The following is a 12355-nucleotide window of genomic DNA, read 5'->3' as shown; positions in this document are numbered from 1 at the left end:
CTGTTACCGCTCGACTTGCATGTGTTAGGCCTGCCGCCAGCGTTCAATCTGAGCCATGATCAAACTCTTCAATTAAAAAGTTTTATGTCTTTCGACAGCTCAATGAATTCTGAATTTATTTAATATCTTTCGATATTGAATTGACTGTGCTGAATAATTACCGAAGTAACTATTCTGTTGGTCACTCAGTTTAAATTGAGACTCTAAATTTGTTTGCCTCACTACCTAAGTAGCTTGGCTGTTAGAACTCAATCTGTACGAGTGCCCACACAGATGATTGCTTTATATTGTTAAAGAACGTTGCGACGTTGTCGCTAGGGATGCGTATAATACATCCTTTATTTTTCGAGTCAACACTTAATTTTAAACTTTCTTGCGATGATTTAAACTTAAGTTTTACTTAACTCTCTGAGTAGCTCGTGCCTCGCTATGCGTTGGCGTTCCCCGTCTCAGTGGGGTCGCATTATAGGGAGAACAGATTTTTACGCAAGTACTTTTTTAAAGAAAAACTAAAAAAACACACTGTTCGGTTAGTATCTGAGCGAAAGCATGTAAAACTGGTAGTTTTATAATCAAACCAGGCTTTGCTGGTACTTAAATAAGCGCTACTGTTACACTGATACTCTTAATATGTTTAATTTAAAGGTGCATATATGGCAATACGTTCTTATAAAGGAATCACTCCTGCGTTTAATAAATCTGTTTATGTAGACGAGTCGTCTGTATTAGTCGGTGATATCACTATAGGTGATGATAGCAGTGTATGGCCGTTAGTTGCTGCCCGTGGTGATGTTAACCATATTCGTATTGGTCAGCGTACTAATATACAAGATGGCAGTGTTTTACACTTATCAAGAGCAACAAAAAATAATCCAGACGGCTACCCACTTATTATTGGTGATGATGTAACCGTTGGTCATAAGGTAATGCTACATGGCTGCGTATTAGGTAATCGTATACTCGTGGGTATGGGCGCTATTATTATGGATAATGTGATTGTAGAAGATGAGGTAATTATTGGTGGCGGTGCTTTAGTACCTCCTAATAAGCGTTTAGAGTCTGGTTATTTATATGTAGGTAGTCCAGCAAAACAAGCTCGCCCATTAACAGAACAAGAGCTGAGCTTTTTAAAAGTGTCTGCTGATAATTACGTGCAGCTAAAAGATGAATACTTAGCTGAAGACGCTAGTTAATTTAACTAAACTCACTTCTATTTGACCTGCCGAGTTATAGCATTCATCTTCAATGAGCTGCTCGGCACGTTCTTCATAGTCAAAACGGTATTGCTCAAAATAACGCGTTGCATGACTCTCATCGGCTAAATTTAAACTACTGACAGCAATCACACATTCAACTAGCATGCCATTTACTTGTGCAAAAAAAACTAATTGATGAGTGGGTTCTCTAAATTCGAGTCGATCTATAAACTGTATCGCTTGATTCATTTAAGCACTCCCTGCTTTAGTGCAGTAATAACGGGAACAATCTCAGGCATTTTATTTCGCCATACATAATAAGCTTGTGCGGCTTGGCCTACTAGCATGCCACTACCATCTAACAGCTTAGCCGCTTTGTTGTGTTCGCTGACCCAATTCATAAATAGCGTATTTTGCGTAGCATAAAACATATCATAAGCCATTTCACATGCGCTTAAATACTTAGAATTTAGTGCAGGTAACTCGTTATTCATACTGCTCGAGGTTGAATTTATAACCAAGTGATAATCAACTTCAGGAAGGTCGTCAAAACCATACCCCGAAACATTGCCGTGCCCAGTAAAGAGCTTTGCCAATGTTTGAGCTTTGTGTGCCGTGCGATTAACAATAACTATCTCTGCGGGATGCTGCTCTAGTAAAGGTAAGATAACTCCTCGAGCAGCGCCACCTGCACCAATGATCAACAAGCGCTTACCTGTTATCGTTATTTTATTGGCCAGTAAGTCGTTAACAAAACCAATGCCATCGGTGTTATCACCGAGTAAACTGCCATCATCGCACTTTTTAAGGGTGTTCACTGCGCCTGCCAGTTTAGCAACTGGAGTGAGTTCATCTGCTAAAGCAAAAGCCTGCTCTTTAAAAGGCACAGTGACATTGGCACCTTTTCCCCCTTGCTCAAAAAAAGCAGCGACTGTTTTTTTAAATCCATCGATAGGTGCTAAAATTGCGCGATAGTCGATTTGCTCTCCCAATGACTTTGCAAACTGCTGGTGAATAATGGGAGATTTTGAATGTTTGATTGGATTTCCAAAAACCGCATATTTGTCCATTTTAAACAACCTCTTCGCAGTTTTAGTACTGCCTATTAACGATGATAAAATTATGATTAAAAGACTCTTTTCAAGATCAAAGCCGTCTACAACTACGCAAGCACCTACGCCAGATAAAACCCCGTATGAAATCATTGGTGGAGAAGCCCCCACGCGTGCAATTGCTAATAGATTCTACGACATAATGGCCAGCGATGAATACGCTAAACCATTATATGATATGCATCCTCAACCATTAGACAGAATTCGCCAAGTATTTTTTGAGTTTTTATCCGGTTGGCTTGGTGGGCCTGACCTATTTGTTGAAAAGCATGGCCACCCGATGCTGCGTAAACGTCATATGCCGTTCCCTATTGATCAAGACCTACGCGATCAGTGGATGTATTGCATGAATAAAACCTTAGATATAGAAATTGATAACCCCGTGTTACGCGAGGGCTTACGTCAGTCACTGGCCCAACTAGCCAGCCATATGATTAACCAGCATTAACCTACCTCATTCTTTAATTGGGGATTATTTGCGCTAAGTCAAAACCCGCTTTTCTAAAATATAGATAATACCCTATCAAATAATTAGAAAAGCGTGGCGCGTGTGAAATCTATCCAACATAAAATTTATGCTTTGTTAGCCTTAACCGGCATTATTGTATTAATAGCGAGTATTTTTAGTAGTGCTAGCCAGCAGCGCACGCTCGCCCAAGATACGGTGGCAGAAAATATTAAGCTGCTTGCCGATAACTATTTTGATTCAATAAACACCATGATGCTAACGGGCACTATGGCTAATCGAGAATTATTGAGCCAAAAGCTACGCAAACACCCTAATATAGAAGATGCCCATATTATTCGCTCCGATATAGTTAATAAACTGTATGGCGCCGGAAATAAAAACCAAACAGCGAGTAATAACAACGAACGTGAAGCACTGCAGGGTAAAGAAAGCTTATTTATAGAGCAAAACACTGATAGCCGCAGTATGACCTACCTACGCCCTATGTATGCTAGCACGGATTATAAAGGCACTAACTGTTTAGGCTGCCATCAAGCGCAAGAAGGCGATGTGCTGGGCGTGGTAAAAATTAGCTATTCCCTAGCCGATATTGATAGCGAGGTAACTTACAACACCTTAATAACCACCAGCCTACTTTCTACTATTTTTATTATTGCCTTTGTGCTGCTAGGTATAGTGTTTAGAAAAATATTTATAGTGCGCCTTAAAAAGCTCGGCCATGCAATGCACTTAGCTACTACCAATAAAGATTTAACCTTACGCATTGAAGATAACGCCGAAGATGAACTCGGCTGGCTTGCCACCAGTTTTAACCAAATGATTGCTACGTTTAAAGATAACATTGCTCAGGTATCTCACTCTTCAAAAGTACTTATTCATTCAGCAGAGAAAATTTATACCTCGGCCGATACCACTGAGCGCGCTATTTTAGAACAAAAGAAAAGTACCGATTCGGTGGCCGCAGCAATTAATGAACTAGAAAGCTCGTCCAATGAAGTAAGAAACACCACTCATTTTGCTCAAGAAAAATCTGAGAACAGTAATGAACTAGCACAACAAAGCATGCAGGTTGCAGAGCAAACCGAACTCAGTATTAATCAGTTAGCAGAAGATGTACGCCAAGCGGCAGATCAAGTGAGACAACTGCAAGAGCAAACGCTTGAAGTGGGCAAAGTACTTGAGGTGATCAGCAGTATTGCTGAACAAACAAACCTATTAGCACTTAATGCTGCCATTGAAGCTGCCCGTGCAGGTGAAGCAGGCCGAGGATTTGCCGTTGTTGCTGATGAAGTACGAACTTTAGCAACCCGAACTCATGCCTCTACCGATGAAATACGCCGTACTATAGATAAGTTGCAATCAGAAGCAGCGCAAACAGTTAAAACCATGGGGGAGTCCTGTGAAGAGGCAGACGAAAGAGCGCAACAAGTACAACAAGTTGCACAGGCTTTAAAAGATATTTCAGGGCAAATGAATGAAATAAATGAGCTAAATATACAAATAGCCGATGCAACAGAGCAGCAAAATCTAGCCGCCGAAGAAATAAATAGAAGCGTCGTTGGCATTAGCGATAATGCAGAGCAATCGTTAGTGGATGCAGATGAAAATCAAAAAGTCAGTGAAGAGTTACTCAATTTAGCTCGCTCGCTAGATGAGCAGGTACGCAGCTTTAAACTTAAGCAATAATTTTAAAAGCCAGTCAATCAGTAGTTTATTGACTGGCATATCATTCTTAGCCCAGTGCTAACCAATCTCGAGGCTTTAAGAAATCTTTATATAGCAATGCCTCTGCGCTGTCTTCGGCTGGGGTATAGTTATACTCCCAACGGGCTAAAGGTGGCATAGACATTAAAATAGATTCCGTACGGCCACCGCTTTGTAAACCAAACAATGTGCCACGATCCCAAACTAAATTAAACTCAACATAACGACCACGGCGATATAATTGGAAGTCGCGTTGTTGTTCGGTGTACTCATCGTTTTTACGACGTTCAATAATAGGAACATAAGCATCTAAAAAGCCATTCCCTACCGATTGCATAAATGCAAAGCTTTGCTCAAAACCTAACTCATTTAAATCGTCAAAAAATAAGCCGCCTACGCCGCGAGTTTCATCACGATGTTTTAAATAAAAGTATTCGTCACACCATTTTTTATATTTTGGATATACGTCATCGCCAAACGGCTGACACACATCGTGCGCAACTTGGTGCCAATGCACTACATCTTCAAGTACAGGGTAAAACGGGGTTAAATCAAAACCACCACCAAACCACCAAATCGGTTCTTCACCTTCTTTTTCGGCAATAAAAAAGCGTACATTGGCATGGCTTGTTGGTATATGTGGGTTTTTAGGGTGAATCACTAATGATACACCACATGCATGAAAACTGCGCCCGGCAAGCTCAGGTCTATGTGCAGTGGCAGAGCCCGGCATAGAGGCACCAAATACATGAGAGTAATTAACTCCCCCTTGCTCAATCACATTACCATTGGTAATAACGCGAGTACGGCCACCGCCGCCCTCTTCTCGCTGCCAGCTGTCTTCAACAAATTGTGCTTTCCCATCTGCTGCTTCTAAGCCTTGGCAAATGGTATCTTGCAAAGCCATAAAGTAGGCTTTTACTTGTTTTAATAATTCGCTTTGCATAGTTAACCTCTGAATATATTGCCTGTCGTGGCATCTTTAATGGTGCTTGGTTGAGTATTACCGCCTAATGGTTCATCAACATAAAAACTAACCTGCTCTGCAAACTGCTGCTGCGCTTCAACAATACTTGTTACCGTTGCTTGGCCACTTAAATTAGCACTTGTTGATACCAATGGTTTACCAAACTCTTGGCATAAACGTTTAACTGTAGGATGGTTAGTTACTCTCACTGCTATAGTATCAAATTGCCCAGTTAACCACTTAGGCGTGGTTTTAGCAGCAGGCATAACCCAAGTAATAGCACCAGGCCAACTTGAAAAAATATCAGCGCGTTTGTCCATGGGCAACTTAGCGTCATCCACGTACTTTAATAATTGCCCGTAATTGTCGGCAATTAAAATAAGCCCTTTTTCAACTGGGCGTTGTTTAATATCAAGTAAACGTTCCACCGCCTGTTGATTGTCAGGATCGCAACCTAAACCATAAACAGCTTCGGTTGGGTATAAAATAACATCGCCATTTTCTAAGCTTGTTATTGCAGCAGATAAAGAAGAAAGGTCAGACAAAATTGTCTCCAGAGATATTTACGTTATTCAGTGGCAGCAAACTTATGCATACAGCTTTTTTGTGGACATTGTAACACAACGCCACTCGCGGTTTTTCTCTCAGTAACAACTGGCCAGTCACATACAGGACACGCGTGAGCTACAGGTTTATGATTAAGCGTATATTTACAGCTTGGGTAACAGTCGCAGGAATAAAATACTTTTCCGAACTTATTACTGCGTGAAACCAAGTGCCCCTTTTTACATTTAGGGCAACCAATCACAGACTCTTCACTTGGGGTATCGTCATGCTCACTGGCAATATAATGACATTCAGGGTAACCGGTACAGCCAATAAACATACCGTAGCGGCCATTTTTCACCACCAGCGGCTTGCTACACTCTGGACACTCGCTGTCCTCAAGTACTTTTATTTCATTGCTATCATGATGGGCAAGCGGGCGAATAAAATCGCACTTTGGGTAACTAGCGCAGCCTAAAAAAGGCCCCGACTTACTATTACGAATGACGAGTTCTGAACCACATTGCGGGCATATCTCATATTCTTTTTCTAGGGCGTGTTTATTGGCCGAGAAAAGTGAATGATCGATTTTACTCATGTAAATCCTAGTGGTTGGTGAATTTTCGCCTAATATACCCAAAACCCTTAAAGATACAAGCTATGGCAGTCGGTTTGTTAACGCTGAAAATAATAAAACACGCAATAATGATTATTCGTTAACCTGTTAATGTAACACTTCACTGGGCTCATCAAAAATAAGATCTTCCATTTGCTCATACGCATACTGAGAATCAGGGGCATTAAATAACACCATCAGAATTAACCATTTTAAATCTTCCAAAGTAATAGCTGAGTTATCAAGCGCCGCTAAACGGTCCATCACCATTTCACGAGTGGTGCTATTAATGACGCCTGTTTGTTCAACAAACATTAAAAAGCCACGGCATTGGGTATCGAGAACTTGGCACTCGCTCTCAGTAAAAATTCGCACTGCGTGCTGCTCTGTGGCCAATAAATAAGGTGATTCATTGCTGTATTGTAATGCGGCAAGTTGATCTAGCCAGTCAATGGCTTTGTTAATTTCGGGTTTATTAAATCCAGCGCGGAGTAACTCATCGGTAAGCTTACTTTGCTCAACAAATACATCACTTTCGCTATGAACGTAGTTTTCGAATAAATACATGAGAATATCAAACATATTATCCTCCAGCGCTTAATTTAATATAGCCGTCTAATACTCGCTCTATTTGATCGTCTAACTCTAAATCAAGCAATCGCGCTTGTACTTTATCAATTGGCCACTGCACTCGACGCATAATGTCGTCCACACTGGTCACCTCAAAACCAATACTGTTAAGCACCTCGCATTCTGAGGGTGTTGTATTGGTTAACTCTTTATAGTTTAGACCAGAAGGGTATGAAAAGTTCATCTCATCAAGAATATCCGCGACGTTTTCCACCAGCTTAGCACCCTGCTTAATTAAAAAGTGACTGGCTTGTGCCAGCGGGTTCTTTATTGAACCGGGTACCGCAAAAACCTCTTTATTTTGTTCAAGCGCATAACGTACGGTAATTAATGAGCCACTTTTAATTTCGGCTTCCACTATCAGCACCCCAAGTGATAGCCCTGAAATAATACGATTGCGTCGTGGAAAATTATGCGCATTGGCAGCCGTACCTGGCAAAAACTCACTCACCAATAAGCCCGTTGTTAATACTTGCTCGGTGAGCAACTTGTGTCGTTTTGGATAGTAAATATCAACGCCAGTACCTAACACGGCAATGGTTTTGCCATTTCCCGCTAATGCACCTTTGTGAGCTGCACCGTCAATGCCTCGCGCCATACCTGAGGTTACAGTTATGCCAGCAAGGGTTAACTGGTGTGCAAATTCAGCAGCAATTTCAAGCCCTGTGGTGGTTGCGTTTCGGCTGCCAACAATGGCAATTTGCGGCGAAGCTAGCAAGCTGGTATCCCCTTTACAAAAAAGTAATAACGGGGCGCTGGCAATCTGCTTTAGGTGTTCAGGGTAAGTGTTGTCAAAAATACTAATAACAACAATGTTTTGTTGGCTGATCAACTGCTCATAATGTGCAACTTGCTGCCAGTTCGTGTTAAGTAAATTGCTAGCCTGGTGAGCCGTTAAACCAATGTTTACCAGCCCAGCGTGTGATAAAGAAAACAGCGATGCTAGGCTGTGTTGTTTAGACAGGGCTAAGAGCGTTTTAATCCCTAGCCCTTTGCATAAGTAAAAGGCAAGCCAATGATTTAGCTTGCCAGACGATTGTTCCATGTTCCCTCCTAGAACACCGACTCGCTACTTAATGAATAACTGCTAAATCTCCAATGCGAATTGGGTACTGATTTTTAGTGATTAGCGCATAACTAACTTTGTCATACACTTTAAAAATAATCATTTCACCAACTTTTTCTGCTGGCATTTTCCACGCAATGCTATCTTCATTGCTTTCTGAACCAAGTAACTCGTTGGTAGCCGATATTAATTTTTCCAAACGACTCGAGTCTTCGGTATAACGCGGACCTCTGGCACCATCAATAACCGTCGGTGACTGGCGTTCAATATCCAGCACATGACCCACCTCAACTTGCTGCTCTGAGCCTAAGTTTAGCACCACCACATCCATCGTGCTAAATTCTCTCACTTCACGGGGTGAAGCAATTACATGCCCCTGCAATGGCTGGGTAGGACGATGCATATTAAAATACACTGGCAGCATCTGCCCTTCCATAGCCGGTAATAAAAAATCACCTTGTTTAATTTCGCGTTTAACTGATTCAACTCTTACTGATGCAGGTTCGCCATTAGCTGCATCACCTTCTCTAAAGGCACGGGCCATACCCACATAAGATGCTCTACTCGCAAGTTCTTCACCTGTTTTAGGGTCGGTGTAAGGCGCCCCTTTATGGTAAATAGCATAAGCCTGATGGCGCTTTAAATTACCTTTAACATATAAAATATGATCGATAGTTTGAGTTTTGGTATTTTCGTTTGCACCCAAGATATAAGGTTTTTCTTTTATCGAATCGCTGTTTATCGCTTGTTCAAATGACAAATACGGTTTAATCACCGCAAGCGGTAAGGTAGTAATGGCATCTTTCCCTTTAGGGGTAATACGCCCCATGGGTGATAGTTTTCGATACGCTTTATTAATCACTAAACGCGGATTACCGTCCGTATCGTAAATTAATGCTAACGCATCACCCGGGTAAATAAGATGAGGGTTCTCTATTTGCGGGTTCATTTGCCATAACTCAGGCCACAGCCATGGCTCGTTCAAATATATAGCTGAGATATCCCAAAGCGTGTCACCTTTTTTTACAACGTATTGTTTAGGCGCGTCTTTTTTTATAGTTAGTATATCTGCTAGCACAGGAAAAGTAGCACCTAATGCAAGTATTATTGCAATTAATGGAGATTTCATTGAGCTTCCTCATAGTGTTTTTTCATTATTATTAACCAAAACCTGTTAAAGGGGAACGTGAATGGCTAAAATAAGAACATACGATACCCTAAATTTAAGCATAAGTGTAAAAGGTAACTATGGCTAGGTTAGAAGTTTTAAGATTTCCAGATGAACGTTTACGTACAATCGCAAAAGAAGTAACGGTTGTTGACGACCAAGTGCGTGAAATCGTCAAAGATATGCTAGAAACTATGTACGATGAAAATGGTATTGGGCTTGCTGCTACGCAAGTTGATATTCACCAACGCATTGTGGTGATCGATGTATCAGAAGAGCGCGATGAACCGCTGGTGCTTATCAATCCACAAATTATCAAAAAAGATGGCTCTACCGTGAGTGAAGAAGGCTGTTTATCAGTTCCTCATTCGTATGCAAAAGTTGATCGCGCAGAAACCGTCACCGTGGCTGCACTCAACGAAGAAGGTAAAGAGTTTATTCTTGATGCCGACGAGTTATTAGCGATTTGTATTCAGCATGAGCTTGATCACCTTCAAGGTAAATTATTTATTGATTATTTATCTCCATTAAAGCGCCAACGCATTCGTAAAAAGCTTGAAAAAGAAGCGAAGTTTGCAGCGCAATAATAAGCACCTTAGTAAATAATTAGGAAACTCAGTGACACAACCATTACGCATTATATTTGCCGGTACTCCGGACTTTGCTGCACGCCATCTGCAAGCACTCATTAATAGTGAACACCAAATTGTGGGTGTTTACAGTCAACCAGATCGTCCAGCGGGTCGCGGAAAAAAACTAAAAGCCAGTGAAGTAAAAGCGCTTGCACTAGAACATGACCTCCCTGTTTTTCAGCCGCAATCACTCAAAACAGACGAAGCACTTGAGGAATTAAACAGCCTCAATGCCGATATCATGATTGTGGTTGCCTACGGGTTAATTTTGCCAAAAGCCATTTTAGATGCCCCACGTCTAGGCTGTTTAAATGTACATGGTTCTATTTTACCACGCTGGCGTGGTGCAGCGCCGATTCAACGCGCTATTTGGGCAGGTGATCAGCAAACCGGTGTCACTATAATGCAAATGGATGAAGGGCTAGATACCGGCGATATGCTACATATTAGCCATTGCCCTATTGATAGCGCTGAAACCAGTGCAAGCTTATACACTAAGCTTGCTGAGCTTGGGCCTGATGCTCTCATAAACACTATAAATCGTTTGGCTAAAGGTGAAATAACCCCTGAACCACAAAACGATGCAGATGCTAATTACGCGAAAAAACTCTCTAAAGACGAGGCCAACATTGATTGGTCTATGGATGCCGAGCAAATTGAGCGTAACATTCGTGCCTTTAACCCATGGCCAGTATGCTTTACCCAAATGAGCGGTAACACGGTAAAAATATACCAAGCAAATGTTGTAGAGCAATCAGGCGCAGCTGGCACCGTACTAACAAGTGATAAGAACGGTATCGTTGTGGCTTGTGGTAAACACGCTTTATCTATTAGCGAATTACAACCACAAGGCAAAAAGCCAATGGCAATTAATGATTTTTTAAACGGTCGTAGCGACTGGGTTACACCTGGCACCGTATTAGGCGAAAATAATGAGTAATGTAAGTAATGTCAGAGCGCTAGCCGCTGAAACTTTATATAACGTGGTTGATAAAGGCGCATCGCTTAATCAAGAACTCCCTTTCGCTAGCCAAGGCCTATCACCTAAAGATAAAGCCTTACTGCAGCAAATTTGCTACGGAGTATTACGTTACTTACCTAGCCTAGAAAATTATTGCCAGCATTTAGTTGAGCAACCACTTAAAGGTAAGCGCCGTATTTTTCAGTTTTTGCTGTATGTGGGCATTTACCAACTACAACACATGCGTGTACCGCCACATGCTGCAATTAGCGAAACCGTTAATGCGTTACAACAATTACGCGCTCTTGGTCTAAAAGGGCTTATTAATGCCATTTTACGAAGCTTTCAGCGCCAACAACTTGAGCTTGAAGAAAAAGCCAAACAGATTCCAGTGTGTTTATATAACCACCCAAACTGGTTTATAAAGCAAGTAAAAGAAGCCTACCCAAATAACTGGGAAGACATACTAGAAGCAAACCAGCAGCAAGCACCAATGTGGCTGCGAGTGAATCAATCGCAGTTTAGCACCCAAGAATATAGCGAGATGCTAACTGCTAACGATATCGAACATACCCTAAACCCAGATTTTATTGATGGCATAAAGCTAAGTAAGCCTCGAGATGTGTTTTCACTTCCTGAGTTTGATACCGGCGCTTGTTCAGTACAAGATGCAGCAGCGCAGCTTGCAGCTCGCTATCTCGACCCACAAAATGGTGATGCCATACTCGATGCCTGTGCAGCTCCTGGTGGTAAAACCTGCCATATTTTAGAGCTTGCCGATGCTGATGTACTTGCGCTTGATAGCGATGCCACACGCCTCGAGCGTGTTAAACAAAACTTAGAACGCATAGGTTTAGGCGCCGATTTACAATGTGGAGATGCATCGCAACCTCACACTTGGTGGGATGAAGAACAGTTTGATCGTATTTTGTTAGATGTACCCTGCTCTGCAACTGGCGTAATTCGTCGTCACCCAGATATTAAATGGTTACGTCGCGCATCTGACATTAACGACTTATCGACCCTACAGGGCGATATACTCGATAGCATTTGGCCATTATTAAAACCAGGCGGCACATTAGTGTATGCAACTTGCTCGGTACTTCCACAAGAAAACCAACAACAAGTTGCTAAATTTTTAGCTAATAACGACGATGTAGAGCATATTCCTCTGCACAGCGAAGACACTAAAACCACACCAGGCTTGCAGTTATTACCAGGCGAAAGTGACGGTTTTTACTACGCTAAATTAGTTAAAAAAGCCTAGGCAATACATTTAGCTACTTCA

The 12355-nt window shown here is 41.7% G+C and carries 14 protein-coding genes and 1 rRNA gene; 6 read left to right on the top strand and 9 right to left on the bottom strand.

Features of this window, described 5'->3' with window-relative positions:
- A 16S ribosomal RNA gene (locus BW139_RS14695) occupies window positions 1-75 on the bottom strand; the annotation flags it as partial.
- A gap of 578 nt (window positions 76-653) precedes the next feature.
- Between BW139_RS14695 and BW139_RS14690 the strand changes: the two genes are divergently transcribed.
- A complete protein-coding gene (locus BW139_RS14690) occupies window positions 654-1193 on the top strand; it encodes a gamma carbonic anhydrase family protein (RefSeq protein WP_008467096.1) in 540 nt (179 codons plus the stop codon).
- On the opposite strand, the gene BW139_RS14685 is transcribed toward BW139_RS14690, so the two are convergent.
- The gene (locus BW139_RS14685; RefSeq protein WP_076920154.1) at window positions 1173-1445 is read right to left on the bottom strand and encodes a DUF1488 domain-containing protein; all 273 of its coding nucleotides are present in this window, start codon (window positions 1443-1445) and stop codon (window positions 1173-1175) included. The two genes, BW139_RS14690 and BW139_RS14685, sit on opposite strands and share 21 nt — an antisense overlap.
- Window positions 1442-2266: a shikimate dehydrogenase gene (aroE, locus tag BW139_RS14680; protein WP_076920153.1), complete on the bottom strand. Its 825-nt coding sequence runs from the start codon at window positions 2264-2266 to the stop codon at window positions 1442-1444. The genes BW139_RS14685 and aroE overlap by 4 nt, the downstream gene beginning before the upstream one ends.
- A 52-nt stretch (window positions 2267-2318) precedes the next feature.
- Between aroE and BW139_RS14675 the strand changes: the two genes are divergently transcribed.
- Entirely contained in the window at window positions 2319-2756 is a 438-nt protein-coding gene (locus BW139_RS14675) for a group II truncated hemoglobin (protein WP_010392770.1), read from the top strand.
- A 102-nt stretch (window positions 2757-2858) separates the two neighbouring features.
- Window positions 2859-4463, top strand: a complete 1605-nt coding sequence (locus BW139_RS14670) for a methyl-accepting chemotaxis protein (protein ID WP_076920152.1) — start codon at window positions 2859-2861, stop codon at window positions 4461-4463.
- 46 nt (window positions 4464-4509) lie between these two features.
- Here BW139_RS14670 and hemF read toward each other — a convergent pair whose 3' ends face one another.
- The 6 genes from hemF to BW139_RS14640 form a co-directional block, all read right to left on the bottom strand.
- Complete coding sequence (hemF, locus tag BW139_RS14665; RefSeq protein ID WP_010392766.1) at window positions 4510-5427, bottom strand: oxygen-dependent coproporphyrinogen oxidase; 918 nt, start codon at window positions 5425-5427, stop codon at window positions 4510-4512.
- A gap of 2 nt (window positions 5428-5429) precedes the next feature.
- A complete protein-coding gene (locus tag BW139_RS14660) occupies window positions 5430-5993 on the bottom strand; it encodes an L-threonylcarbamoyladenylate synthase (protein WP_076920151.1) in 564 nt (187 codons plus the stop codon).
- Between the two features lie 23 nt (window positions 5994-6016).
- Window positions 6017-6592 carry a type I DNA topoisomerase gene (locus BW139_RS14655; protein ID WP_076920150.1) on the bottom strand — a complete coding sequence of 192 codons (576 nt, stop codon included), beginning with the start codon at window positions 6590-6592 and terminating at the stop codon, window positions 6017-6019.
- Between the two features lie 126 nt (window positions 6593-6718).
- A complete protein-coding gene (locus tag BW139_RS14650; protein WP_076920149.1) occupies window positions 6719-7192 on the bottom strand; it encodes a DUF494 family protein in 474 nt (157 codons plus the stop codon).
- 1 nt (window position 7193) lies between these two features.
- Entirely contained in the window at window positions 7194-8285 is a 1092-nt protein-coding gene (dprA, locus tag BW139_RS14645) for a DNA-processing protein DprA (protein WP_076920148.1), read from the bottom strand.
- 28 nt (window positions 8286-8313) lie between these two features.
- Window positions 8314-9435 carry a LysM peptidoglycan-binding domain-containing protein gene (locus BW139_RS14640; RefSeq protein ID WP_008467081.1) on the bottom strand — a complete coding sequence of 374 codons (1122 nt, stop codon included), beginning with the start codon at window positions 9433-9435 and terminating at the stop codon, window positions 8314-8316.
- A 119-nt stretch (window positions 9436-9554) separates the two neighbouring features.
- On the opposite strand from BW139_RS14640, the gene def reads away from it, so the two are divergent.
- From def to rsmB, 3 genes are read left to right on the top strand one after another with little or no spacing between them, the layout of a single operon-like run.
- The gene (gene def / locus BW139_RS14635; RefSeq protein WP_008112927.1) at window positions 9555-10061 is read left to right on the top strand and encodes a peptide deformylase; all 507 of its coding nucleotides are present in this window, start codon (window positions 9555-9557) and stop codon (window positions 10059-10061) included.
- Between the two features lie 31 nt (window positions 10062-10092).
- Window positions 10093-11046, top strand: a complete 954-nt coding sequence (gene fmt / locus BW139_RS14630; protein ID WP_076920147.1) for a methionyl-tRNA formyltransferase — start codon at window positions 10093-10095, stop codon at window positions 11044-11046.
- A complete protein-coding gene (gene rsmB / locus BW139_RS14625; RefSeq protein ID WP_008467077.1) occupies window positions 11039-12334 on the top strand; it encodes a 16S rRNA (cytosine(967)-C(5))-methyltransferase RsmB in 1296 nt (431 codons plus the stop codon). Before fmt ends, rsmB begins: the two co-directional genes overlap by 8 nt.
- The last annotated feature ends 21 nt before the right edge of the window (window positions 12335-12355 follow it).

This window comes from Pseudoalteromonas sp. SK18, from assembly GCF_001974855.1.
Taxonomy (GTDB): Bacteria; Pseudomonadota; Gammaproteobacteria; order Enterobacterales; family Alteromonadaceae; genus Pseudoalteromonas.
The sequence above is the reverse complement of the archived record's forward strand: the minus strand, read 5'-3'. Positions and strand labels throughout refer to the sequence as shown.

Excerpts from the sequence above, each read along its gene's own strand:
- BW139_RS14690 (WP_008467096.1), top strand. The coding sequence starts at position 654 with ATGGCAATACGTTCTTATAAAGGAATCACTCCTGCGTTTAATAAATCT.
- BW139_RS14685 (WP_076920154.1), bottom strand. The coding sequence starts at position 1,445 with ATGAATCAAGCGATACAGTTTATAGATCGACTCGAATTTAGAGAACCC.
- aroE (WP_076920153.1), bottom strand. The coding sequence starts at position 2,266 with ATGGACAAATATGCGGTTTTTGGAAATCCAATCAAACATTCAAAATCT.
- BW139_RS14675 (WP_010392770.1), top strand. The coding sequence starts at position 2,319 with ATGATTAAAAGACTCTTTTCAAGATCAAAGCCGTCTACAACTACGCAA.
- hemF (WP_010392766.1), bottom strand. The coding sequence starts at position 5,427 with ATGCAAAGCGAATTATTAAAACAAGTAAAAGCCTACTTTATGGCTTTG.
- BW139_RS14655 (WP_076920150.1), bottom strand. The coding sequence starts at position 6,592 with ATGAGTAAAATCGATCATTCACTTTTCTCGGCCAATAAACACGCCCTA.
- BW139_RS14650 (WP_076920149.1), bottom strand. The coding sequence starts at position 7,192 with ATGTTTGATATTCTCATGTATTTATTCGAAAACTACGTTCATAGCGAA.
- dprA (WP_076920148.1), bottom strand. The coding sequence starts at position 8,285 with ATGGAACAATCGTCTGGCAAGCTAAATCATTGGCTTGCCTTTTACTTA.
- BW139_RS14640 (WP_008467081.1), bottom strand. The coding sequence starts at position 9,435 with ATGAAATCTCCATTAATTGCAATAATACTTGCATTAGGTGCTACTTTT.
- def (WP_008112927.1), top strand. The coding sequence starts at position 9,555 with ATGGCTAGGTTAGAAGTTTTAAGATTTCCAGATGAACGTTTACGTACA.
- rsmB (WP_008467077.1), top strand. The coding sequence starts at position 11,039 with ATGAGTAATGTAAGTAATGTCAGAGCGCTAGCCGCTGAAACTTTATAT.